A 25,093-nucleotide genomic window follows, 5' to 3' on the forward strand; every position below is an offset into this window, starting at 1 on the left:
CTATTTCTCTTCTTTCTTAATTAAGTTTTCTTTAGAATCATATTCAAATGGATCATCCAATGGAAAAAGCGGCCTTTTTACTTTTTTGAAGGGAATCGATTTTAAATCTTCATTTGTATTTCCTTTGGTTAAAGCCATAATGCTGCGTTTAGCCACTTTTTCATGCTGCTCTGTCAAGTAGCCCAATTTACAAACAACAATTTCCACCCTTCTAGGGTCTACTCCCAAATCCTCAAACATATCAGGCAGAGTATAACCAACATGTTGTTCAGCAAACACAATGTCTACACCAGACACATGAAACAATGCCAAATCTCCCTTTGGAAAGATTTGTCCACCCCATCCTTCTAAATAGGATTTGACAGTTCCCGTTGCAGTAATAGGATCAGAAGTCATGGGATCAAATTTTGCACCAAAAGTCAAAGTGACTTTTTCTCCAACCTTCCCTTTGCATGCTCTTGTTGCTTCAGGATCATATATACCACCGTAGAGAATTGGCATACTTAGTGCTTCTGTTCTTGAATCATCCATTAATTTTTTTAACATTTGCGTACAATCAGACGCTGCACCAGCAGTAGGATTATCGCCAGAGTCAGAAATATATATTGGTAGTGGCCCTTGTTTTACGCCTTCAAAAGCAACATCTAAGGCTTCATCTACTGAATAAGTTTCTGTGTGAAATGTAAATCTATAACGTTCTGACCATATGAGCTCTGCTAATGCTAATGCCTCTTGATCTGCAAGCTCTTGATCCTCTTCTGAAACTACATACACCGCTATTGAACTGTCCTCATTGTCAGCCCAAGGAAACCCCATTAAATAGGAGGCAGCCAAAATCCCTTGCTTTTTTTCCACTTCCCTTAACGCTTTAATTAAGCTTACCATTGGCTCTACTGCAGTGGCTGACTGTTCTCCTGCAATAATAATAGGTACTTTTACCCAAGCTGATTTTAGAGCCTTATCATTTTCTAAAGCAAATATAGTCATACGTGCTGCATGTACGCCAGTTTCAGTACAATCTGTATGAGGTGCACATTTGTAGCCCACAAATCCATCGCAATAATTATGCATTCTTTCTGTCATTGTCGTATGCATGTCCAGCGAAGCGTAAATTGGCGTCTCTGGAAACTCTTGTTTTAATGCTTCCAAAAGATCTCCTTCTGCTTCCCCTAGACCAGATATTCGCATTGAACCATGAATAGAAAGGGTAATTGCATCCAAAGGGGCTTCTAAATGTGCTTTTTTTCCACGATTTATAATTTCTTCTTTAATCCGATAATAGAAGTTCTGATCAACTTCACCATTTGGTACTGCTCTTGCAAAAACTGTTGGAATAACATCATAACCTGCTTCTTGTAGTGTTCTGATAATACCGCTTGTTGCATCATTAGGTCTTAAATAATTAAAAATATCATCACCATAAATGACACTAAAATCTTTTTCTCCCGCAATAATGGGATTGAAGGAATTGGATTCATGGTGCATACCCGCTATGAGCACTCTTTTCATACTAGCATTCCTCCTCTTTATATTAAGTGACAAGCTACTTTATGCCCTGAAGCTGCTTCTTGTAGCTGTGGTACAATTTTGTAACATTTGTCTTGAACATGCATACATCTTGTATTAAAAGGACAACCAACAGGTAAATCAATAGGGTTTGGTATATCTCCTTTTAAAATAATACGCTTTTTCTTTTTAGCAGGATCCGCAATCGGGATTGCTGAAAGCAATGCTTGAGTATATGGGTGCAATGGATTTTTATAGAGTTGCTCTTTAGCTGTAATTTCAACGAGGTGACCTAAATACATTACTCCAATTCGATCAGATATATGCTCAACCACGCTTAAATCGTGTGAAATAAACAAATAGGTTAAATGAAACTCTCTTTGTAGTTCCTTGAACAAATTAATCACTTGTGCCTGAATGGATACATCTAGTGCCGAAACAGGCTCATCTGCTATGATTAGCTTTGGATTTACAGTTAATGCTCTTGCGATGCCAATTCTCTGTCTCTGTCCACCTGAAAATTCATGGGCATATCTCCTTAAATGGCCTTCATTGAGTCCAACGATTTCTAATAACTCTTTCGCTTTTTGATACCGTTCTTTTTTTGATAAATTTGTATGCACCAATAAAGGCTCACTGACAATATCCCTAATTTTCATTCGAGGATTAAGACTACCATATGGATCTTGAAATACCATTTGCATTTTGCTTCTTACTGGTTTCATCATGTGGGAGGAGTAATTGGTAATGTTTTCATGATCAAACCATACTTCCCCTTCATCAATGTCAATAAGTTTATTAATTGCACGTCCGGTGGTGCTTTTACCGCATCCGCTTTCTCCTACAATAGCCAGTGTCTCACCTTTATATATTTCAAAAGACACACCATTAATGGCTTTTACATACTTCTTTTCCTCCATGAATTTTTTAGAGGCTAAGAACTGTTTTCGAACATTTTTTAACTCAACTAGAGTTTCACGCATTCCTTTCACCTCTTTCACTCACTAAATGGCAACGACATTGTCTTTGATTATCTAATTGTATGAGCAAAGGTTCTTCAATAAAACATTTTTCAATTGCACCATCACAACGAGGCGCAAATTTACAACCTATTGGCATTTGAGAAAGATCTGGCACCCGCCCTTTAATATAGGGTAATATATCTGAACCACTTCCAATCTTAGGTACAGATGCAATTAACCCTTGTGTATAAGGATGAAGTGGATTTTCAAACAAGCAAGAAACTTCTGCAGATTCAACAATTCTACCACAGTACATCACAATTACACGGTCGCACATTTCCGCCACTACGCCTAGATCATGAGTAATGAGTAAAACCCCAATGTTGCTCTGCTCTTTCATTTCAGTAATCAAATCCAAAACCTGCGCTTGAATGGTCACATCTAAAGCTGTTGTTGGCTCATCAGCAATAAGAACTTTAGGATTGCACGAAAGTGCCATAGCAATCATAATACGTTGAGACATGCCCCCTGATAATTGGTGTGGATAGCGATTAAAGACGTCTTCAGGTGCAGAAATACCTACTTGCTTAATCATTTCGATGGCATGTGCCTTTGCTTCCTTTTTGGTGTGCTTTAAGTGAAGCATCGTACATTCCATTAACTGTTCACCTACTTTTATAACAGGATTTAATGACGACATAGGATCTTGAAAAATCATTGCTATTTCGCTACCACGAATATTGCGAATGGATTTTTGATCAAGATTTAAAATATTATTTTGGCTCAACAATACTTCACCTTCAGAAATATACCCATTTTCTGGTAATAACCTCAATACAGATAAAGATGTCACCGATTTGCCACTGCCAGATTCGCCTACCAGTCCAACCACTTCACCCTGATTTACATAAAAAGATACATTTTTTACTGCAGTTAGACTTTTCTTATCGGTTTTAAATTCTGTCGTTAAGTTTTTAACTTCCAATAGTTTTATTGACATGGTATTCTCTCCTTAATCTAATTTCGGATCTAATGTATCTCTTAATCCATCGCCAAGAAGATTAAATCCCAAAACGGTTAAAAATATGGCTAAACCTGGATAGAATAACATATGTGGCGCAATACCAATGTAATTTCTACCTGAAGATAACATTGCCCCCCAGTCAGGATTAGATGGACTGGCTCCAAATCCTAAAAAGCTCAATGATGCAGCAGTTATAATAGCGGTTCCTAGGCGCATTGTATACGAAACAATTAATGCAGGAACAGTACCTGGAAAAATATGTTTAAAGAGCAATCTTAAGTCGCTTACCCCAATAGATTGACTTGCCTCAACATATAGTAATTCCTTAATGGCTAATGTACTACTTCTAATGATTCTTGTAAAATTGGGTATACCGTAAATTGCAATAGCAATAACGACATTTATAAGGCCAGGTCCAATAATTGCTACAATACCTATAGCCAATAAAAGCCCCGGAAATGCTAACAATACATCACAGGTTCGCATGATTATCATTTCAGGTATCCCTCTATAATAACCTGCAATAAGTCCTAAAATACTTCCTATGACAGCACCTACCGTAACGCCTACAATTGCAACTGTCAAAGACAATTTGGTTCCATACACAATTCTGCTAAAAATATCTCTACCGTATTCGTCTGTTCCAAACCAATGCTCTGCACTTGGTTTACTTAGAGTATTGCTGTAATCTGTTTGTGAGATATCATAAGGCGTTGGTTGAAAAATAGCTAAAATAATTAAAAATAGAATGAAAAAAAATGATACTGTTGCAACTTTTTTCTTTAAAAATTTTCTACTTAATTCTATCATTGGGCTTTCAAATTTATAATCTTCTTGTTTTTTCTTAATTTCAGTATTTACTTTCATTGAAACCGCCCCTTATTCATACTTAATTTTGGGATTAAAAACACCATATAAAACATCTACAATGAGGTTTATTATAAGAAATTGAAATGTAAAAATAAGCAATACCGTTTGAACAACTGTATAGTCTCTAAATAAAATCGAGTCAATAAGTAGTCTTCCTAATCCAGGGATGGCAAATACCGTTTCAACCAATACAGACCCTGCCAGCAAAAATCCAAACTGCAAACCTACAATTGTAATTACGTCGATTAATGAATTTCTTAAAGCATGCCTGTTGACAACGATAAATTCACTTAATCCTTTAGCTCTAGAAGTTCTAATATAATTTTCTTTTAAAATTTCAATCATCGATGAACGTGTATATCTTGCAATCATTGCTGTGATTCCTGCCCCAAGTGTAATAGATGGCAGCACATAGCTCTTGAGTCCATCTATGCCGGTTGTGGGAAACCACCCCAGTTGAACAGAAAAAATTTGCATCAGCATTAGACCTAACCAGAAAAGCGGCAAAGATATTCCCGATGATGCCCCTATCATCACAACATAATCAATCCATTTCCCACGATTAATTGCTGAGATAATGCCAATTGCGATTCCTGAAATAACAGACCAAACGATTGTAAAAATTGCCAAAATTAGTGTCGGCTTCATTCTTGGAATAACCATATCTCCAACAGGTAGCCCTGTCTTAAGGGAATTTCCCCAATTTCCTGTTAACATTCCCACCATAAAATCTTTGTATTGAACAATATACGAATTATTCAACCCCATCTGTTCTTTTAATAGCTCAACTTCTTCAAAAGTAGCTTGGTGTCCTGCTAATAACCTTGCGGGATCACCAGGAATCATGTGTATAAACAAAAAAATAACAATAGATACCACAAACATAATAGGAATCATATTCAGTAGCCTTTTAACAATATATCCTCTCACGCATTCACCTACTTTATATAAATTAATAGGGTAGTCAAACGGATTAACTACCCTAAAGTTTTATTTACTGGTAGAAGCTTCTCGACTGTTGATTGCACCACCTGGTCCAACAGAAATACCTTCAGTTGTCGTTCTTTTTGCTGAAAGCAATACATCTGAACCTAAGAATAACCAAGGTGCATCTTCCCAAATAATCTCTTGAAGCTCTGAATAAATTCCTGCCCTTTTAATTGAATTTACTTCTGTTGACCCTAGATCAATTAACTCATCTGCTACTGGATTTCTATAATAAGAAACATTTGGTGCAGTCGGCGGAATGTTTCTACTGTGGAAAAGACTATTAGTAGCTCCATCAAAATCAAAAGCTGACCAGCTAACATACCACATGTGCACTGTTGACTCTTCTGGAGTTTGTGCTGAATAAATTGAATTAGATAAAGTCCCTTCTTCCATAGGAATGACTTCTGCTTCAATGCCAATTTGGGCAAGCTGTTGACTGACAAACTCCATTCCCCTCATATTTTCTGTGTCATTAGGTGCCCAGATATGAGTTTTAAAACCATCAGGATATCCAGCTTCTGCCATTAATTGTTTTGCCTTTTCAAGGTTGTACTCATATAGCGGTTGAGGAACGTGGTATTTAATTGAAGCTGGTACATGTGATGAAAGAGGCGTTGAATAGCCTGATCTTACAACATTTGTATAGGCTTCTTTATCAATAGCATAATTCATAGCTTGACGAACTCGTACATCTGAATAAAAATCTTTAGAAGTGTTTATAAATGTAAATCTTGCAATTGTAGACATACCTTCAATCACTTCAATATTTGCATCATTGGCGACAATGTTTACTTGTTCTGTTGGCATTGGATAGATAAAATCAGCTTCTCCTGTTTGAAGCATCGCAATTCTAGCACCATTTTCTAAAATAGGTTTTATTGTCAAAGTCTCAATTTGAGGACCACTTCTCCAATAATTCTGATTTTTTATAACAACCAATCGATCACCTGTTACCCACTCCTTATATACGTAAGGACCAGTTCCCACTGGATTTGTGATAATGCCTCGATCACCATATTCTTCTAGCGCTTTTGGGCTAATGATAGAAAGTGACGCCACTCGGTCTAGCATTGGAGCAAAAGGAGCTTTTAAATAAATTTTAAGTACGTACTCATCAATTACTTCAGTGGATTCTACTTGTAAAAAGTTTCTTCTTCTTCTTAAGTTTTTTTCCTCATCTGTAACTCGGTCAAAATTATACTTTACAGCTTCTGCATTTAAAGCAGTGCCATCATGGAATTCAATCCCCTGACGGATATAGAATGTATACTCTAATCCATCTTCTGAGATCTCATAACGTTCTGCCAAGCACTCTTCTAATTCCATGCTATTGTTATGCTCTAGCAAAGATTCATACATTGTATTTGTTGCAGAACGAGACAGTGTATCTGAAATATTGTGAGGATCAAGTGAAATAATTTCTGCATTTACTGCTATTACCATACTTTTGTCATTTCCTTCACTAGATTGTGAATTAGCAACTGGTTCGTTGCTCTGATCAAGTGCAATTTGGTCTTCATTTGAACACCCTGTCAGAACCAATACCGTCATTACTAAAATTAAAGCTATCCATTTTCTCATTACAATCTCTCTCCTTTTTTTAACTGCAGAATTTAAAAGAAATTCGATTTAATAACATCATGTTACTAAATGCTCAAAATAATATTACCACACTTTAAAACTCATGTCAAATTTATTCTAAATTTTCACATTATTAAACATGTAATATTTAGTGATGCCTTTAACATGAAAAAACTCCATTACATGCCTTGTAAAAGAGTTTTTTATTGCTACGATGTAAACATCTGATTAAAAATCCATTTTTGCGAGTCAATTGCACCGCCAATTAAATAAGAATCATCTCCCTTTTTACTACGTTCAATCTCAACGTTGCTCCAATAATGATTGTGCATCTTAAAGTGTTCTGATGCAAGCATAATGTCCAACAGATCTTCAAACTGATCAAAAAATTTTCCGCCTAATACAATCTTGCAAGGGTCATAAGCATAAATGATATTGTTCAACGCAATAGATAAATAAGTACATACATCCCCTATAAGTTCTAAAGCCCAAGGCGTTTGATTTCTATACTGATTAACGATGTCGCCAATTGACGCAATAGTTTGATCTCTATGAAAAGCACTGTCTAAAATCGATTGAATGTTAAGTACAGTATTCAAGCAGCCAATGCGACCGCACTCACATTTTCTACCATGATAATCAATGGTAATGTGTCCAATTTCACCAGCATTATTATTGGCCCCCATTAAAAGCTTTCCATCACTGATTACACCCACACCAACCCCAAAGCCAATGTCCATATATGCCAAATTTAAACTCTCTTTATCTCGTATCTCAGCAATTTCACCTATAAGAGCTGACTTAACATCATTTCTCACGATAGTTTTTTTACCAAACTTAAAGTGTGCATACTCTCCAAGTTTTGCATGGCGCCACTTAAGCTGTGACGACACAACAACCTCGCCATTATTGGGGTTAATAATTCCTGGACACACAAAGGCAATCGTATTTATTTTTTGTATCAAAGCATAAGGCAGCTTAGAAACTTCTCGATAAACAGCATCAACATAATCTTCCATTGCAGTAAAGCTTTTAGCCTCTACAGTGGTTTTGAAAACAAACTGATTTTTTAGATTAACAACGGCAATTCTCATGTCGTCAACATCTAAATACGCTGTGAGAGAATAAATCGCCTCAGCGTTTACATATAATTTCTTTGCTGGACGCCCCCTGCCGCTAAGAATCTCACCCTTTTCATAAACCAAATTATGCTCCATAAGCAATCCCACGATTCTAGTAACACTCATTCGGGTAAGGCCTGTCAACTCTGCCAATTTTACACGGGCAATTTCATCATAACTTCTAATAAGATCAAAAACTGTGTTAATGTTGTCAATCTTAATATCCATCATGTTATTTGGCAACTTTTTCATACGGGTTCTCCTATTCTTTGGTAAATTAATAAATAAAATAATTCTAATTTACTTGAATTTCAATTAGATTCACCTGTTCTCCTATTCATCATACAACCTTACGTATCAATTTACAACCCTATATAAAGCCAAGCCAAGGGGGCGTTTTGTTTGCCACCTACTTGGTGGCAAACAAAACGTCCCCTTGGCTTCTCTTAAGCTTTATTCTCCTAATCCATCTTTAATTATTGCTGTAATAGCCTCAAAGGCAGCTTCTTCGTCAGTGCCAGATACTCTAATGCTTATTTCATCTCCATGCTTTGCTGCCATACCTATAAGGTTCATAATACTCTTTGCATTGAATTTATTACCATCTTTAATAATAAAGATATCAGAATTAAATTTGGCGGCTTCCTTTACCAGGACACTGGCTGGTCTTGCATGGATACCTAATTTAGTCTTTATTGTAATTACACCTTCTAGCATGATACTTCCTCCTATATTATTTATTAGTAATTTTAAGGCTTATTCAGCTTTCCTTAAAGACCTAAATATTTCTCTAATATATATCCTACACCATTTTGGTTATTGTCAAAGTTTGAAATATTATTCCATTTTTTTAATAATGATTGATCAGAGTTTTTCATTGCTACCCCTACTCCAGCCCAGCATAACATATCATAATCATTTAAGCTATTTCCTATGGCCAGTATCTCTTCCGACTTAATTTCTAGTCTTTCTGCAAGAAATTCCAATGAGTTTTTCTTTGATACTCCAAGCTTCATAATTTCTAGAGAATGGGGAGTAGAAAAGGTGTGGGATATACTTCCATTAACTTCTTTATCAATATAACTCCTTATTATTTCTATTTTTTCTATGGAATCCTTGAACACAACCATATAGGGGTACTGTATAATGTTTTCACTAAGCCTCCCCACTGCTTTATAATTAATTCTATGATTAATGGAAAACATTTTAGCTTCTTCATTATCCACCTCTACTAAAAGCACATCATCTACATAAACCTTTGTATAAACATTATACTCCTCTCCTAGAGCAATAATTTTTTTTACAATATTTAAATCTAATTTTGATTCAACTACTACTTCCTCTGTAATAGTATCTTTTATAAGTGCACCATTATAGGTAATGATTGGTATATCCAGCTTTAATTCTTTAGCATAATGCTGAGCTGCTTTAAAGGTTCTTCCAGTAGCCAGTACTATTTGGACACCTTTCCTTATAGCTTCATATATTTTTAGCTTATTTACATTAGAAATATAGAGATTATCGTTTAACAGAGTGCCATCCATATCAATTGCCACCAGCTTAATGTTTTCCACAAAACCACCCTAACTAAATTATTTCCTTCATTACATCATAAAGCCTTTTTATTTGATTAACACTAGTTAATCCTGAGCTTTTATCAATTATAGAGCTATACACATGGGGCATAATTTTACTGCAGCCTGCATTTAAGCAAGTCTCTATGATGGGTTTAATATTTTCCACTGTTATCCCACCAGTAGGCTCAATCATGGGTATATTAACTTTAACGCAGGCTTCTGCTACTGCCTTTAACTCAGCCAGCCTCTTATCGCCCTCCATGTGATAGTATTTTACTGATTCTACTCCTACATCCTTTAGCATTGCAATTGCTGTATCAACATCCACAATAGCGGCCTTTTCTTTACTACTTATTGCTCCAGTGGAAATGTTTACTTTCCCCAATTGTCCAGTTGGACTAATAAGAGCATTTACAATTGTTTTACTACAGCCCTTAGCTTTTAAAAGGCCTAATGTATAGCCGGCGGCTGTAAAGACTTGATTTACATGGCCAGGATCTGTGTATGAGGCTATTTCCGCTGCCATCTGCCATTGGTTTGGGTCTCCGTCTCCAAGACCTATTGATAGGGCTGGCATATACTCTTGAAATTTCTTTACATACTCTACACCCTCATCAATACTTTTAAACTGCTTTGATATAATACCCACCGTTGCATAGCCATCTATTGCCTCTACCACTTCCCTGGCATTCTGTAAGTCCTTTGCCAAAAGATTAATATTTATTTTATCCTTGTAAAAATTTATTTTGTATGACTCCAATGCTTTTTCCTCCTCATTATAATGAATTAATAATTTCCTTTAGCTTTTTTAGTATTAGCTTTTCTTCTCCCTCTTGTAATGGTCTGGGATCTATGTTAATTATGCCAATATTAGCATAGTGGTTTCTCGTATAAATGGCAGGATTTCCATTTTCCAATTTACTAATGATGTAATCAGCATTTACCCCTAGTGTATCAGAGTCAACCCTAATTTCTGTTCTATGTATATCTCTCCCGGCTTCATCTTGAGTTAGGGTTGCTTTTAATTCTTTAATTTTATTTATTTCTCCCACCAGCCATTCCATATTCTGCTTATGTTCCTTTGCCTTTTCTTCATTGTCTTTATTGCTGTATAGATCAATGGCTTTTAACAGACCCATTATGTTTTCTTTCCCAATCTTCATTGCCCTGCCTATTCCTTTATATTGAAGCTTACAGTAGTTAATTAGATCCTTCCTTCCAGTGATGAATCCAGATGTGGGCCCTTCTATTGCCTTTGCACCGCTGTATATTACTAAGTCGGCTCCCAATTTAATATACCTTTGCAGATCTTCTTCAGCAGCTCCATCTATGATTAATGGCAAATTGTGGGCCTTAGCAATCTTAATCATGCCTTCAATAGATACCATGCCTTTTTGCACTGTATGGTGGGATTTCACATAAAATAAAGCAGCTGTTTTCTCAGTAATTGCTTCTTTGATATGATTGATTTCAACTTTGTTTGCCTGCCCTACTTCATGGGGTATTCCCCCACCCAACCGAATCATTTGCTGAATGGAAGCACCATAATTTATAGCATGACCTTTTTGCATAATAACCTGATTAGTTAATCCTTCACTGATTGGAAGTCTTTCTATTGCAGTAAGATTATCTCTTGCGATGCATGCTGCTACAGATATGGCAATTCCAGCAGATGCACTGGAGGTTATACAGGCATCCTCACCCCCTGTATAATTTGCTATAATCTCTCCAGCCCTGTTAATTAGCGCTTCTATATCGACAAAATTCATAGCTGCCTCTTTTATACAATCACCAACCCTGGGGTCCACTGTAGAGCCTCCCAAAGCTGTCATTTTACCGCTTCCATTAATGACTTTTTTCAACCCCAATTCTTCGTATATATTCATATAGATTCCTCCCTAATTAAATAGAAGAATAAAAAGATACTTTTACTCTTCTTATTCTTCTATATTAAAGTTAAGCTTAAACCGCAAAGAAGCTGGCAAGTACCATTGCTCCAAGAATAGCTCCCCCAGCTACGGGTTTATCAAACTTGTAAAAAATTGCTGCTCCTACAAAAGCACCTACACCTGCTGGAATACTAAAGCTGATGGCTGAAATTATAATCAATGGCCCAAGATATTGACCAGTAGCATTACCAGCCCCCATCATAATATTAGTTCCAGCTGAAGACATTCCCTGTGGCATAAATTTTCTTATGATAATTATTACAGCTCCAATAATTAGCCCAATACCTGCTCCTGTGATTAAGGAAACAATAAAATTATCTATAGGTAAGGTGATGCCAGAGGCCAACATCATTGCAGGAATTCCTATTCCTACACCAGTCATCAAGGCTCCACCAATATCTAAAACCCCCACAAGTGGCCCCTCCAGCACCCTTGCTATCAAGAAGCCTGCTGCAAACCCTGCCGCCGCGGCATAATCTCCTCCGCTTAAACCTTCATCCAACATTCTTACCACAAATATTTCGTTGAAGGCCCCTACATTATGGGTTACATACATATGAGTCCCTGCAAATATCGCAGCACATGCCAATCCAACTAAAATAGGAAAGCTGTAGGCCTGCAAAAGTATATATCTCAATTTATCCTCCCAGCTATTACCTTGTACTTTAACTGTATCCACCTTTTTTCCCTCCTTTAGAATAGCTCTAGAACTTTTTCAAAGAATCCTCTGAAGTAGGCTATAGTTATAAATAGAATTGTTACAATTGTAATCATAACCTGTGTAGATCGTGTATATCCATACTCTTCAATTGACTGTCCAATTAATATACCTAATACAATTCCTGGAACGGCATTTCCCATAATCATATGGGCTAATCCACCTAATATTGTTCCCCATATACCAGTTGTTTTTCCTGCATCTAAGGCTGCCAACCAGAAGATAATAGGCATTACAGGGTTAATCATAAGATTTGCTGCAGGGCCTAGTATTTGTTGAGCAATAAAGGACATGGATTCTGGAATAACAGATGCAACTGTATTTAAAAAGGTTACTACCACTGCACCTACTATTGCACCTGCAAAAATCATTTTTGCCGGATCATGTAGGGTTTCTTCTACGTTTTTGTTTCTAAACAGGAGTGCTCCTGCAGCCCAGTTTGGAATTACCCTATGGAAAACATCTTGAGTTAATGCACCTGCTGCAACAACAGAGGCTGCGGCGTTGAATAGAAATCCTAACCCAAACGAAATATGTGTTACTGGATCTCCCTTACAGGCATTTAATTCTCCTAATGTTCTAAAGGCTCCCATAGATTGTACCTTAGGTGCATGGAACATTCTAGCTGCTCCAGCTGCTACAGCAGCTCCTCCTAACACACCAATAATAATGGATTTAATTATTATTGCTAGCAATTTTGCTTCCCCCTTTACATTTCAATATATTTAATAATAACAACTAACCTTACCTTTCCTGTATACTTTCCTTTTGTTCTCGGCATAAACAACCATAGAAACCTTTCTGTATACGTTTCTTCTTTTTCATTTAATACATATACCTCAACTGGCTCCATGTGCAGTATAACACCTTCGATATCTGTATATACTTTTTTTCTTAACATAGAGAATACATTACCAAAAAATTCTTCCTTTGACTTTCCAGTGGCTTCAAATATAAATTCCTTATGAATAGTCTTCATTAACTGTTTGTTTTCCATTATGACTATCCTTTCTGGTTTAATTTCTTATATTCTTCCACAATTCTTCTTCCTAAATCCTCACTATCTAAAAATCCAAATCCTAAAACTTGAGCCCCTTCTTTTAATGCTGTTATTCCTGCATCTATAGATCTAAGATGATGCTTTACCTTATATCCATACTTATTGGCGGCCATAAGGGCACCTGCACCCCCACTTCCGCAAAAGCTTATGCCAATATCTGCCTTTGCATCATGCATCACATCACCCAGCTTCATATCTGCCGCCATACCTGGAATCAATATAGCCTTACCACCTGCTTTCTCTACTCCCTTTGCAACCTTCTGTCCTTTACCAAGGCGATCTCCTATTACTACAACTATATTATCCACCTACATCCCTCCCTTCATGGTTTGATATTCTGCATTGTTCTCCTCATCATCTGATATTGCAGCTTGAATATGTATCGCTATTAATAGAATCTCTGATAAATCTATCAAAACCTTGTATCTTTCAAATAAAGGATGGGCTATTTCCTCAGCCAGCCGTATGGGTTTTTTGTCTATTTGCGAAGCTATCTCTTCACCTATTCCCATCACCTGTTCATTGTTTTTAAGTCTCCTGATAAAGCTGATCATATGGGAGTATAATCCTACCTTTGCCTGTTCATCAAGTAAAATATTCTCCTGTCCAAGGTTTTTTTCTATCCTTGTTATTTCAGATATAATTTCTTCCAGCTCTTCAGCCTCAATCTCTAATCTATTCTTAAGTATTTCTAAAACCTCCATGTAAAAAGCCCCCTTACTTGTTATCCTCAACATTTATTAGTTCTCCGCCTTTAATAGTGCAGGCTACCTGTAAATATTTATTATTATTTAGCAAATTACCATCTGAATCTTCCAGAGTCACTGCTTTATCGATTAAGTTAAATACAGTAAAATCTGCCATGTATCCCCTTTTGATCATTCCTATTCTATCTAATTTAAAATTTAATGCAGGCACGGTGGTAACCTTACTTATACAAGCTTCAATGTTTAACCCCAATGCCATCATTTTATTGATTGTCAAAGCTAAACTGTATACTGGTCCTTTATAGTTTTGTCTATATATATCAGTACTGATGATATCAGGATAAAAATTTTGTTTTATTGCATCAGCAGCAACGTTAAAGTTGAAGCTGGATGTACCATGGCCAATGTCAAATAGAACACCTCTATCAATTGCCTTACTTGTTTCTCTTCTTAAATGTCTATTATCATTCAGTAAACCATTTTCTTTTCCATGAAAGCAATGGGTTATTACATCCCCTTTATTTAATAGATTTAAAACATCTTCAATTGCTGGAGGAAGGTTGCCAATGTGTACAACAAGTGGTAACCCCAGCTCACTTGAAATTTCTTTCGCTATTTCTATAGGCCTTATTCCTAGCTTTCCAACAGTAGAGGCGCTGGCTCGGGCCTTAATTCCCTTTATATGATTTTTATTGGATTTGACTATATCCCTAAGGGCTGCTAAATTAATGTTTTTAAAATCGGCTAATTCAAATCTTTCTTCCTCAAGTCCTGTATAAGCAATATTTATCAAGGATATCACTCTGGTTCTGCTATTCTTAATAACCTGCTCTTTAAAATCGTTGAAATTTTTTGCTCCTGCACTTCCAGCATCAAATATGGTTGTACAACCACTATATACTCCTACTGTATCTGCCTCTACTCCTAAAGATGTTCTGTCACCGTATACATGAGTATGAATATCAATGAATCCGGGAGCTATAATCTGATTATCCAGATGAACTACTTCACTATCCTTTCTACTCTTTATTTCATCAGCTATTTCACTTATAAGTCCATTTTCTATTAATATTTCTTTTTTATGAAACCTATAGTTATTGTATATATCAAGGAGTTGTCCCCCCTTCAAAATAACCTGTTTGCCCATAAAATCTCCACCTTTACATCTTAATTAAGTACCTCATTATAGCAATAACCTCACCATCTGGTATTATTAGATTATAATCCTTTGCTATCTTATCTAAATATTTTCTAATAGTATGATAAACCTCTGTATGGTTTTCCTTATATGCTTCTATATCTACTTCTACATTGTATTGCCCATATTTCCATCTAGGGATGGCCATAATAATATGAATGATTATCCCCCAAATGTTTAAGCCAATATTTTCTATTTCATCATCCAAATTTAATTCTTTAATCATACTTGCGACTTCCGTAAGAATAATTGCAGTATCCTCAGCCATCTGGTATGCAACTTGACTTTGATTTTCATGTAAAGTCTCTTTATTTGATGCCAGATGCTTGGAGAAATTACTTTTTTCATGGGCTGTACCATTGATATATTCTGCATCAATGTTTGATAAACTAATCTTATTGTTAATGCCCATAATATCCTTTGTATCTTGATAAAGAGAATTTCTTATTTTATTCATCTCCATATTTGTGATTATTGGGCTTACTTTAAAAACCGGCTTGTTGGATACATCCACATCGACAGTACTAATGATTAAATCTATTTCTTCTATTAAATGACTATTGTCCTCCAACTCAAATATTGAAATAACCTCTTTTATTTCTAAATCTGGTATGTTATTTTTAATTCGCATAGCCAGTATCTTTGCAGTTCCTTTCCCTGTAGTACATACTATTAGTGCCTTTTTTTTAGCTTTGCCTTTAATCATCTCTGCATGGGCAGCTAAGTGGAGAGTAACATAGCCTACTTCATTGTCAGATAACTCTACATCTGTTCGCTGTGTGAAGATATTAGCCATTTTTTCTGCAAGATCATATAATTCTTTATAGTTAGCTTTAATCTGCCCAATGAGGGGGTTCTCTGTATGGATATTTAGTTTGGATTTCTTCAATGTAAGCTTTAGATGAGATATTAAATCTGCTTTCAATTTCTTTATGCTTTCATCCGTCGCCTCTATATCCTTTTTTATGTTATTAAGCATTTCTTCAATAATACTCTCTATTTTTTCATCTTCATGGATGAGATTCTCATTGAAAACATATTCCATTTTTAAGTCGGCTGATAAAAGATGAATTGTTATATTTGCTAACTCTGCTTCTGGAATTTCTACATGATAGGCTTCTGTTAAGGCTCTTCCTATCTCCATAGCTATCACATATTCCTTATGCTTTTTTATCATATTTATCTTTTCAACTGGCAGGTCTATATTCAAGCCTTTTAGTAATCTATCCAATGCAATGGCAATGTGGATAATCAGAGAGACGTAAGAATAATCCGGTATCCAAAAGTTGTAGGTTTTTTTACTGCTTTTGATGGCTTTTTTAATATCATGAATGCTGATGGTATTTGAAACTTCATTGATATAATCAGTAGAGAATATGGATTCCTTCTCAAAGCTGCTAAGCATATGCAAAACCTTTTGAGTATCCATTGATGTTAATAGAATGTTTCCGATAATCTGTCTAACATTATTTTCATTGCCTACTACTTTATAGCCTGATCCCTGCTTACTGTTTAAAATTAATCCGTATTTACTCAATTCTTTTTTTACTTCCTTTAAGTCTTTAATAGTAGTTGCCCTGCTTACTCCCAGTTTCTCACTTAGCCCTTCAGAAGTGGAAATACCATCTGACTTCAACAATTCTAATAATATGAAGTGCTTTCGATCCTGTTGAGTTAAGACACTGGTATAGGGCTGTGTCTCCTGGATATCCTTACTTATTTTTTTCATATCTTCATCATCTAAGGTGATTTGTATTCCCATCTTTTGCTTCTTTTCTAATATAATTCCTCTTTGCTTCAACCAGTAGCTAATATTATCCAGATCATATCTTATGGTTCTAGCACTTACATTAAACCTACCAGCCAATACTTTCGCAGATACTGAATTAGGCTCTTTCATTAAATCTAGAATTAAACTTTTTTGACGCTTTGTAAGTTGAATCATTATTATCATCCTAACTGTAGAATTTAATAAGCATCATATTATTTTAAAGACTCTCTCTACTGACTTTATTATATAACCTAGCTCCACAAAACAAAATGTCAATTCCTTTCAAGTATAATGTTGCAATATTATACTATTTACAACCTATACTAGAATTTACCTATATTAATGTGCTTTTGGAGGGTCTATACACTTGCTGCCAAGTGTCAATTACTATGCCCCTTGGGTTCTTCCTTGATTTATTGGTTTACATTTCCATAGCAGCAGCTATTTTATTAAATATAAGGTGTAAGAGTTGGCCAATTTGCATTTTAACTAAAAAATATATATAATGAGGAGTACAATATGAGTTATTCTTGGCAACCAAAGCCAGCAATGATTTCTAGGAGTGGGTGGAATGCAGCTTCACCTTCTGGATGTAGTGGATCAAACTCTAAACAGTATATTATAGTCCACCACTCGGGCGATCAAAATGATGCATTAGCAATCCATTTTGGTACAAATGAAAAAGGATTTATGAAAAGAATACAAGAAATACACATGAACAGCAATCGCTGGTGTGATATTGGCTATAATTTTGGTATAGGAGTAGTTGGAAGTATTTTAGAAGGTAGAAATCTTAATGTTTTAGGTGCCCATGCCGTTGGATACAACTCAAATGCTATTGGGATATGTGTTCATGGAAACTATGATATTAGAAGCTTCACACTGGCACAAGAGAATTCCTTAGTGGATTTATTAGCCTGGTTATGCTATACCTACAACATTTCTACAGCAAATATTTTGGGACATAGGGATGTTTCATCGACTGCTTGTCCTGGCGCTGGTATCTACTCTAAGCTTAGCTCAATCAGGAGTAAAGTTCTTCAAAAGCTTAGTCCTCAGTCAATTTCAGTACATGTTTTCAACGATGATACCGGTAATTTCGAAGTAAGTAATTTAGCCTTAAACAGCCCTATGCCCTATGTTTTAAATAGTACCCTAACGGTTAGAGAATTTAAGGGTAATTCAAACTCATCGGTTATTTGGACCCACAAAAGATTTATACAGGCGTGGAACACACTGAGAAGCGGTTGGGGTAGAGGCATTCATGTTCCCATTGCTTTTAATCGAATATGGGAGGGGGGACATGGTTATCAAGATCAGCATTACGCTGGTGTAGCCATAGACTGTGGACAAAACCTTTCAAATACAGAAAGAGAACAGCTGCGAAGCTTAGCCAGCTCTTTAGGGGTATTTGAGTATGTAGAGCCTGCCAGCACCGCTCCAACATGGGTGCATATTGATAAGAGATTAAGACCATCTGCTTGTAGTGCAGGTTATATACTTGTTAGAAATGGAAGTAAAAATACTTGTGTATTTGTTCTGCAGGATGCATTAAATACGTTAGGGTATACTGGTGGTGGATTAGATGGTGCATTTGGCAATGGAACCGAAACAGCCGTTAGGAATTTCCAAAGAGCTTATAATCTAACTGTTGATGGAATAGTGGGTTGTCAAACCTGGACAATGTTAACTCAATTGGTAAGAGGAATGGGTAAAACCCCTACAACTGTTAATCCATAAAACTATAAATAAAAATAACCCACTAAAAGACTCATTTCTGAGTCTTTTAGTGGGTTATTTTTATTTATACTAGCATTCGCGTATCCAAACATCCACTTGAAGCAACCCGATGTAATTATTCATCGGGTCATCTTAATATTGCTTCAATATATTGTATGTTAATTAGAGAAACCATACTATTGGAACAGTGTACTTGAATGTAGCTGCCTATCCCCTCGTCCCAGTTTGTACCGTAATAACCAAATAGCAGCTCGAGGTTAAAAGTATGGAAAATTACTGAACTTGTCTAATAAAGCAATGGGGAAATGATCATTTGCATATTCAAGAAGATTAGCATGATATATGAGTGTATTGCTTATTTACTTCATAGATTTTTGTCAGATTGATTTTGGTCAAAATAATTATCTAGCCAATTTATGATTGTATCAACAGCAAGCAAATGATTTCCAACTTGACAATGCTGCTCTCCACCTTCTGATTCAGTAAACAATCTACAGGTCAATAATTTAGCGTTAAACAACTGGTTCTTAAGTTGCTCAAAATGTGTAAGAGGAATATAATGGTCTTTTTCACCAGCTGTTAGTAAAACCTTTTGATCTATTTTATTACAAATATTTTTAAGGGTATGTTTTGAGATTTCTTTATAAAATTCAAAGGTATTGTTTGTCCCTGTAATATACATTCCCTGTGATAAAGCCCAATCTGCAATAATACTTTTTCTTCTAATTTTGTCAGTAAACATATTCAGTGCATTTTTCTGATTAAACCTATATAGCAAATTAATTATTTTTTTAATGAGTGGTGGAAAAATATTGGTCATAACATCGTAACCATCATACATTATATTATATGCAATAGTTGCACTAATTCTCTTTTCAAAGGCTGCACTTCTAAGTGCTAAATAACCACCCCACGAAATTCCGATCATAGCACAATTATTAATATTAAAATAATCTAAAACTGCCCTTGTCGGCACCTCCCAATTATGTATAAAATGAAGCTTCTGTTCTAAGGATCTACCCTGCCCTGGTCCCTCAAATAAAATGACAGTATACCCAAATTGCGTTAATTTGTTTACATTTATTACGAATTCTTCTATAAATGAATCATAGCCGCCACAAACAAGAACAATTGCTTTTTCTTCACTTGCAGTAATCCTTAAACAATTCAAAGACCCGTCACCATATGGTACATCATATCTTTCATATTGTAACCTGTATGCATCAAAGGCCTTGTAATAATTCTTAATGCACAGATTATATATATCAAGTTTCTTTAGATCAGTTTTTTTCAGAAAAAATTCTGCCATACGGTAATAATATGCGGCATGAAAAAATCGATTTTCCTTCTCTGCTCTTTCGGCAATGAATGTCCATGCTTCATACCATTCCTGTAAGCTTTCTATTTTTGAGGTTGCTTCAATTACTTCATCTTCATTGCACCCAATTTCACCATAGGTTAATACTCTGTTTATTTGGAAATTAAATTGTGGAATCTTGTTTATCAATCTATATGCCATTTACTTATCCACTCCATTCGTCAATATTTCAAGAGAAATTCCAGTTATATTTGAAATTAGGGGAATAGCTTTTGTAATATTTTTCTCAATTAATTCAATACTAAGCCCCGATTCACTTCCATCATGCAGTACACCATAGATTCCGTATAACAGAAACAGAGCAAGCTGTCTTTCATTTTGTTTTAATAATAAATTATTTACCAAGCCTTTTTCTCTAGCTTCTATTAATAACTCCTCTACTGAATTCGCTATTAAACTCAATACCTTCATAGACACCATGACATCTGAAAACTGACTTTCTGAAGCTTTATATCCCTTTGATGCAACCAGATACTCACCAAATGTCTCAGTGATTAATGCAAAAAGCTTACTTACTCGTAATGAGATTGATATAGATTTATCCCTAAGGGTAACATTGATTCTACTTACGTATTTATCAATATATTGGGAGATTGCTATTTTATATATTTCCTCTTTAGATGAGAAATGATGATAGAACATACCAGGTGCACCACCAACCTCATTTAAAATTTCTCTTACAGATGTTGCTTCATAACCTTTTGCAATAAACAGCTTTTGTGCTATATCAATTAGCTCTTGTTTACGAATTGCTGGATCTTTACTAACACGTACCATAATGCTCTCCCCTTTCTATACAGAACATCGTTCTGTCACATTTAATATAGCACACAGAACATTGTTCTGTCAATTTATTATTTCTTCGTTGATCATATTCTTATAGAATCTACTTCTAAAATTTTCAACAGTTTGTTAGTCCTTTCCTCAATTTAAGAAGATTCAGAGGTGTAGATTGTCAAACCTGGACAATGTTAACTCAATTAGTAACAGGTTTAGGTAAAGCCCTACAACTGTAAATCCATAAAACTATAAATAAAAATAACCCACAAAAGACTCATTTTGAGTCTTTTAGTGGGTTATTTTTATTTATATTAACATTCGCGTATCCAAACAATCATTTCTCCTGGGGTTCTATTGGCCCAGGCGTAATATGGAATTGCCTTTATTTTAATTGGTACTGTATTGTATTCTGCTCTTTTATATAATTTCCCTTTCCAATCGGACATATGGCTTCTTAGTGCCTCTCCCGTAATCATAGTTACACCATCTAAAAGATTGCTATCGTATTCCGCCTGTAGGCTACAATCTCTTGGCAGTGAAATATCAGCTAAATCAGCACCATTATCCACCTCTTCAAGGCAGTATACAATAGGACCCCTTTGAAGGGCAACTTTACCTGTGTTTTTACGAAGGTTGGGGTTGGCTTGAAGCTTTTCAACTGTCATAGGCAGGGTTATCTCAATTACGTCTCCATTACACCATATAGCTTCTACCTCAGCGTAGCCCTTTTTTGTAATAATATCCATAGTCAAAATATTACCATTTACCTTAACTGCTGCATTGGAGCACCATTCAGGAATTCTTAATGCCATGGTAAACTTAACTGGGTTTTCAACAGTTACAAGAAATTTAATATTTCCCTGCCAAGGATAGTTGGATTCCTGTGTAAGTTTAATGTTTGCATTACCAACATTGAATTTAGCGTCACTTCCTATATAATGATGAACATATATCTTATCCTCCTGCTGTGAGTAAATATATTTCCCTATTGATGCAATAAGTCGTGCAATGTTTGGAGGGCAGCAGGCACAGCCAAACCACTTCTGCCGTACAGGCTCTACATGCATTAAATCCTGTCGATTTTCACATGCCTCTGGCCATACCTCCAGAGGATTCACATAGAAAAAGCTCTTACCATCAAGTGACATTCCGCTTATGGTACCGTTGTATAATGCTTTTTCCATTATATCAGCGTATTTACTGTCCTGATCTATTCCAAACATTTTCTGACTCCAAAACACCAATCCTACAGATGCGCAGGTTTCAGCATATGCGGTGTCGTTAGGCAGGTCATAATCAAAGGTGAATTTCTCTCCATAATCGGATGAGCCAATCCCACCTGTTATATACAATTGACTTTCAGTTACATTTTCCCATAATATCTTACATGCATTAAAGAGAGCCTCATCCTTTATTTCTCCTGCTAAATCAGCCATGGCAGTATACATGTACATAGCCCTTACTGCATGTCCCACTGCCTTATTCTGCTGTCGCACAGGCACATGGGCCTGCATATATTTGTATCCATCCTGCACCAGCATATAATAATGCTCCTTTAAAACAGCCTCCTTTCCTATCCTTTCTGCTCTCTTTTCCGCCTCAAGGTTAAAATAATTAGGTTCTTGACCACGTTCATCAATGAAGTACTTACTGAGGTTTAAATATTTCTCATTTCCCTTTGCTCTATATAGTCTCATTAGTGCAAGCTCTATTTCCTGATGTCCTGAGTATCCAGGTAATTTATTTTCTTCCTTCCCAAATACTTCATCTATATGATCAGCAAACCGACAGGCTATATTCAGCAGTTTTTCTTTACCAGTTGCTTCATAATAGGCTACAGCGGCTTCAATCATGTGTCCTGCGCAGTAAAGCTCGTGTTTGGCCAGTTCGTTAGTCCAACGATTCTCAGGCTCCATAATTATATAATATGTATCTAAATAACCGTCAGGCTGCTGGGCTTTCCCTATTAAATCAATTGCTTCATCAATAGTTTTTTCCAACTCTGGGTCAGGATAAGCAGCCAAAATGTAAGAAGCAGCTTCAATCCACTTGTACAAATCTGTGTCTTGAAAGGAATGACCATTGAACTCTCCTTTTTCTTCTCCTGCTGCAATTTTAAAGTTTTTAATACAATGGCTGGGTTCTGCCCCCTCTATTTCATCATTTAAGGCTTGCCATTGATAGGGTATAACTACATTTTTAACCAGGTTTATATAATTTGTCCAGAATCCATCCTTAATCTCAATATCCCTTAAGGATATATCCTTTATTTTCTTTACCTCGCCCATATTGGGAATCCTCCTAACTATTTTAAAATTTATCAACCTTTTATTCCTGTTAGAGTAATACCCTCAATGAAGTATTTTTGACCTATTAAAAATACTATAATAACTGGTATTACAACGACAGTGGATGCAGCCATTAATAAATTCCACTGGGTGCCATACATCGATTGGAAGGATTGTAACCCCAATGCTACTGTAAAGTTCTTATTTGAATTCAAATAGATTAATGGGTTAAAAAAATCGTTCCAGGTATTTAGGAATGTAAACAGCCCCACTACAATTAATGCAGGCTTTGATAATGGCAGTATTATTCTGGTGAATATTTGAAAATGAGTTGCTCCATCCATCAGTGCTGCTTCGTCTAACTCTTTTGGTATTCCCATATAAAATTGACGAAGTAAAAATATGTTGAATGCACCTCCTCCAAACCATGCCGGCAATATAAGAGGAAAGAAGGTGTCAATTAAGCCTAACATTCTCCAACCAATAAAGGTTGGAATTAATGTAACAGCGCTTGGAAGCATCATACTTGCCATCAAAACTGCAAAAACGATATTCCTTCCCCTCCATCTTAGCCTGGCAAAGCTATAGGCACAGATTGAACTGCTTATAAGAACTCCGGCTAAGTTACCCGCTGTTATAATTATGGTATTTAAGAAATACCTGCCGAAGGGTAAGGCTGTCATGGCTAATTTATAATTTTCTGGCTTGAAGGGCTTCGGTATCCAGACAGGTGGTGTAACAAAAATCTGTCCGGTTGTCATGAATGAGCTCCTAACTAACCAAACCAGTGGCATTAGACAAAATCCTGCACCAATTATTAATATGGTATATAGGATTATTTTTTTTATAAGTATGCGTCTTTTCATTCTATTGTCCCCCGCTTTCGTAATATACCCATGATTTTTGCCATTTGAAAAAGACTGCTGTGATTGAAACAAGAATAACGAATAAAATCCACGCTATTGCAGAGGCATGCCCCATCTGACCAAATTGAAAGGCTTCTCTATAAAGATAATAATTGTAGAAAAGACTAGCATTATTGGGCCCTCCCTCTGTTATTATAAAGGCTGCAGTAAAGGCTTGAAAGGCACCAATACAACCCATTATTAAATTAAAGAATATTATAGGAGTCATCATTGGAACTGTAACATACCAGAACTTGTGAAGCACATTTCCTCCATCTACTACAACAGCCTCATATAGCGACCTTGGTACCGACTGTAATCCTGCCAAAAAAATAACCATTGTACTGCCTACTGACCATAAGCTCATTATTACCAATGATGGAATGACGGTTTTCTCTGCATATATCCAATTACTGGTTGGCAGCCGCAGAAAACTAAGAGCTGCATTTATTAACCCCAGATCTGGGTTAAAAAGCCACATCCAAATCATTGAAGTGGCAACTGCTGGGATTATACTTGGAAGATAGTAGATTGTTCTGAACAACGCCTTCCCCTTTATTACATCTTGATTAAGGAGTAATGCAACCAAGAAGGCAGAAAGCAATGACAAAGGTACACTTAATATAACATAGTAAAAAGTAACCTTAAGTGATTTATAGAAAAATACATCTTCTCCGTTAAAAAGTCTTATGTAATTATGAAATCCAATAAATTCAATAGCATTGGTACCCCTATAATTTGTAAAGCTTAATACTAGACTTGCTATCATTGGTCCTATTGTAAAGATGATCAGACCTAATATTACTGGTAATGCAAAGAGTACCCCAAAATATGTTTCTCTTTTATGAATAGAAGACCCTGTCTTTATTTTATGTTTAAGCTTTTCAACAGTAGCCCCTTTTTTTGTGTGTTTAAGTATCATATAAGTATCCCCCATAGATAATTTAGAAGATAAGCAGTCAATATCC

24 protein-coding genes are annotated in these 25,093 nt (G+C 35.9%); 1 reads left to right on the top strand and 23 read right to left on the bottom strand.

What is annotated here, in order from left to right:
- The 18 genes from BLP68_RS12000 to BLP68_RS12085 form a co-directional block, all read right to left on the bottom strand.
- Entirely contained in the window at positions 1 to 1,509 is a 1,509-nt protein-coding gene (locus BLP68_RS12000; RefSeq protein WP_091543852.1) for a M81 family metallopeptidase, read from the bottom strand.
- Between the two features lie 17 nt (positions 1,510 to 1,526).
- Entirely contained in the window at positions 1,527 to 2,489 is a 963-nt protein-coding gene (locus BLP68_RS12005; protein WP_091543854.1) for an ABC transporter ATP-binding protein, read from the bottom strand.
- Positions 2,482 to 3,468: an ABC transporter ATP-binding protein gene (locus BLP68_RS12010; RefSeq protein WP_091543857.1), complete on the bottom strand. Its 987-nt coding sequence runs from the start codon at positions 3,466 to 3,468 to the stop codon at positions 2,482 to 2,484. Before BLP68_RS12010 ends, BLP68_RS12005 begins: the two co-directional genes overlap by 8 nt.
- A gap of 12 nt (positions 3,469 to 3,480) precedes the next feature.
- Positions 3,481 to 4,359, bottom strand: coding sequence for an ABC transporter permease (locus BLP68_RS12015; protein WP_091543858.1), 879 nt, complete (start codon positions 4,357 to 4,359; stop codon positions 3,481 to 3,483).
- Between the two features lie 12 nt (positions 4,360 to 4,371).
- Positions 4,372 to 5,292 carry an ABC transporter permease gene (locus tag BLP68_RS12020; protein ID WP_091543860.1) on the bottom strand — a complete coding sequence of 307 codons (921 nt, stop codon included), beginning with the start codon at positions 5,290 to 5,292 and terminating at the stop codon, positions 4,372 to 4,374.
- A 60-nt stretch (positions 5,293 to 5,352) separates the two neighbouring features.
- Positions 5,353 to 6,933, bottom strand: a complete 1,581-nt coding sequence (locus BLP68_RS12025) for an ABC transporter substrate-binding protein (RefSeq protein WP_091543863.1) — start codon at positions 6,931 to 6,933, stop codon at positions 5,353 to 5,355.
- A gap of 209 nt (positions 6,934 to 7,142) precedes the next feature.
- Positions 7,143 to 8,306 (bottom strand): ROK family transcriptional regulator, encoded by a 1,164-nt coding sequence (locus tag BLP68_RS12030; RefSeq protein WP_091543866.1) that lies wholly within the window; start codon positions 8,304 to 8,306, stop codon positions 7,143 to 7,145.
- A gap of 201 nt (positions 8,307 to 8,507) precedes the next feature.
- The gene (locus BLP68_RS12035) at positions 8,508 to 8,771 is read right to left on the bottom strand and encodes an HPr family phosphocarrier protein (protein ID WP_091543869.1); all 264 of its coding nucleotides are present in this window, start codon (positions 8,769 to 8,771) and stop codon (positions 8,508 to 8,510) included.
- Positions 8,772 to 8,824: 53 nt separating this feature from the next.
- On the bottom strand, positions 8,825 to 9,628 hold the full coding sequence (locus BLP68_RS12040) for a Cof-type HAD-IIB family hydrolase (protein ID WP_091543870.1): 804 nt from the start codon (positions 9,626 to 9,628) through the stop codon (positions 8,825 to 8,827).
- Positions 9,629 to 9,641: 13 nt separating this feature from the next.
- Positions 9,642 to 10,391, bottom strand: a complete 750-nt coding sequence (gene dagF, locus BLP68_RS12045) for a 2-dehydro-3-deoxy-phosphogluconate aldolase (RefSeq protein WP_091543872.1) — start codon at positions 10,389 to 10,391, stop codon at positions 9,642 to 9,644.
- A 16-nt stretch (positions 10,392 to 10,407) separates the two neighbouring features.
- On the bottom strand, positions 10,408 to 11,517 hold the full coding sequence (locus tag BLP68_RS12050) for a DgaE family pyridoxal phosphate-dependent ammonia lyase (protein WP_091543875.1): 1,110 nt from the start codon (positions 11,515 to 11,517) through the stop codon (positions 10,408 to 10,410).
- A gap of 76 nt (positions 11,518 to 11,593) precedes the next feature.
- Positions 11,594 to 12,259: a DUF4310 family protein gene (locus BLP68_RS12055; protein WP_207647916.1), complete on the bottom strand. Its 666-nt coding sequence runs from the start codon at positions 12,257 to 12,259 to the stop codon at positions 11,594 to 11,596.
- Positions 12,260 to 12,273: 14 nt separating this feature from the next.
- Complete coding sequence (locus BLP68_RS12060) at positions 12,274 to 12,993, bottom strand: DUF4311 domain-containing protein (protein WP_091543876.1); 720 nt, start codon at positions 12,991 to 12,993, stop codon at positions 12,274 to 12,276.
- Between the two features lie 14 nt (positions 12,994 to 13,007).
- Positions 13,008 to 13,295, bottom strand: a complete 288-nt coding sequence (locus BLP68_RS12065) for a DUF4312 family protein (protein ID WP_091543879.1) — start codon at positions 13,293 to 13,295, stop codon at positions 13,008 to 13,010.
- A 5-nt stretch (positions 13,296 to 13,300) separates the two neighbouring features.
- A complete protein-coding gene (locus BLP68_RS12070; protein ID WP_091543881.1) occupies positions 13,301 to 13,666 on the bottom strand; it encodes an SFCGS family glycine-rich protein in 366 nt (121 codons plus the stop codon).
- Positions 13,667 to 14,062, bottom strand: coding sequence for a PRD domain-containing protein (locus tag BLP68_RS12075; RefSeq protein WP_176758998.1), 396 nt, complete (start codon positions 14,060 to 14,062; stop codon positions 13,667 to 13,669).
- A gap of 13 nt (positions 14,063 to 14,075) precedes the next feature.
- Entirely contained in the window at positions 14,076 to 15,212 is a 1,137-nt protein-coding gene (locus BLP68_RS12080; RefSeq protein WP_091543889.1) for an amidohydrolase/deacetylase family metallohydrolase, read from the bottom strand.
- Positions 15,213 to 15,225: 13 nt separating this feature from the next.
- A complete protein-coding gene (locus BLP68_RS12085) occupies positions 15,226 to 17,208 on the bottom strand; it encodes a BglG family transcription antiterminator (RefSeq protein ID WP_176758999.1) in 1,983 nt (660 codons plus the stop codon).
- Positions 17,209 to 17,553: 345 nt separating this feature from the next.
- Here BLP68_RS12085 and BLP68_RS12090 point away from each other — a divergent pair, with 345 nt between their 5' ends.
- On the top strand, positions 17,554 to 18,774 hold the full coding sequence (locus BLP68_RS12090; protein ID WP_091543893.1) for a peptidoglycan recognition protein family protein: 1,221 nt from the start codon (positions 17,554 to 17,556) through the stop codon (positions 18,772 to 18,774).
- Positions 18,775 to 19,138: 364 nt separating this feature from the next.
- Here BLP68_RS12090 and BLP68_RS12095 read toward each other — a convergent pair whose 3' ends face one another.
- From BLP68_RS12095 to BLP68_RS12115, 5 genes are all read right to left on the bottom strand, one after another.
- Positions 19,139 to 20,293 carry an alpha/beta hydrolase family protein gene (locus BLP68_RS12095; protein WP_091543895.1) on the bottom strand — a complete coding sequence of 385 codons (1,155 nt, stop codon included), beginning with the start codon at positions 20,291 to 20,293 and terminating at the stop codon, positions 19,139 to 19,141.
- Positions 20,294 to 20,929: a TetR/AcrR family transcriptional regulator gene (locus BLP68_RS12100; RefSeq protein ID WP_091543897.1), complete on the bottom strand. Its 636-nt coding sequence runs from the start codon at positions 20,927 to 20,929 to the stop codon at positions 20,294 to 20,296.
- Positions 20,930 to 21,243: 314 nt separating this feature from the next.
- The gene (locus tag BLP68_RS12105) at positions 21,244 to 23,220 is read right to left on the bottom strand and encodes a glycoside hydrolase family 127 protein (protein ID WP_176759000.1); all 1,977 of its coding nucleotides are present in this window, start codon (positions 23,218 to 23,220) and stop codon (positions 21,244 to 21,246) included.
- Positions 23,221 to 23,252: 32 nt separating this feature from the next.
- The gene (locus BLP68_RS12110) at positions 23,253 to 24,086 is read right to left on the bottom strand and encodes a carbohydrate ABC transporter permease (RefSeq protein WP_091543900.1); all 834 of its coding nucleotides are present in this window, start codon (positions 24,084 to 24,086) and stop codon (positions 23,253 to 23,255) included.
- 1 nt (position 24,087) lies between these two features.
- Positions 24,088 to 25,047 carry a carbohydrate ABC transporter permease gene (locus BLP68_RS12115; protein ID WP_176759001.1) on the bottom strand — a complete coding sequence of 320 codons (960 nt, stop codon included), beginning with the start codon at positions 25,045 to 25,047 and terminating at the stop codon, positions 24,088 to 24,090.
- Positions 25,048 to 25,093 lie beyond the last annotated feature (46 nt).

This window comes from Alkaliphilus peptidifermentans DSM 18978, from assembly GCF_900101495.1.
Classification (GTDB): Bacteria; Bacillota; Clostridia; order Peptostreptococcales; family Natronincolaceae; genus Alkaliphilus_C; species Alkaliphilus_C peptidifermentans.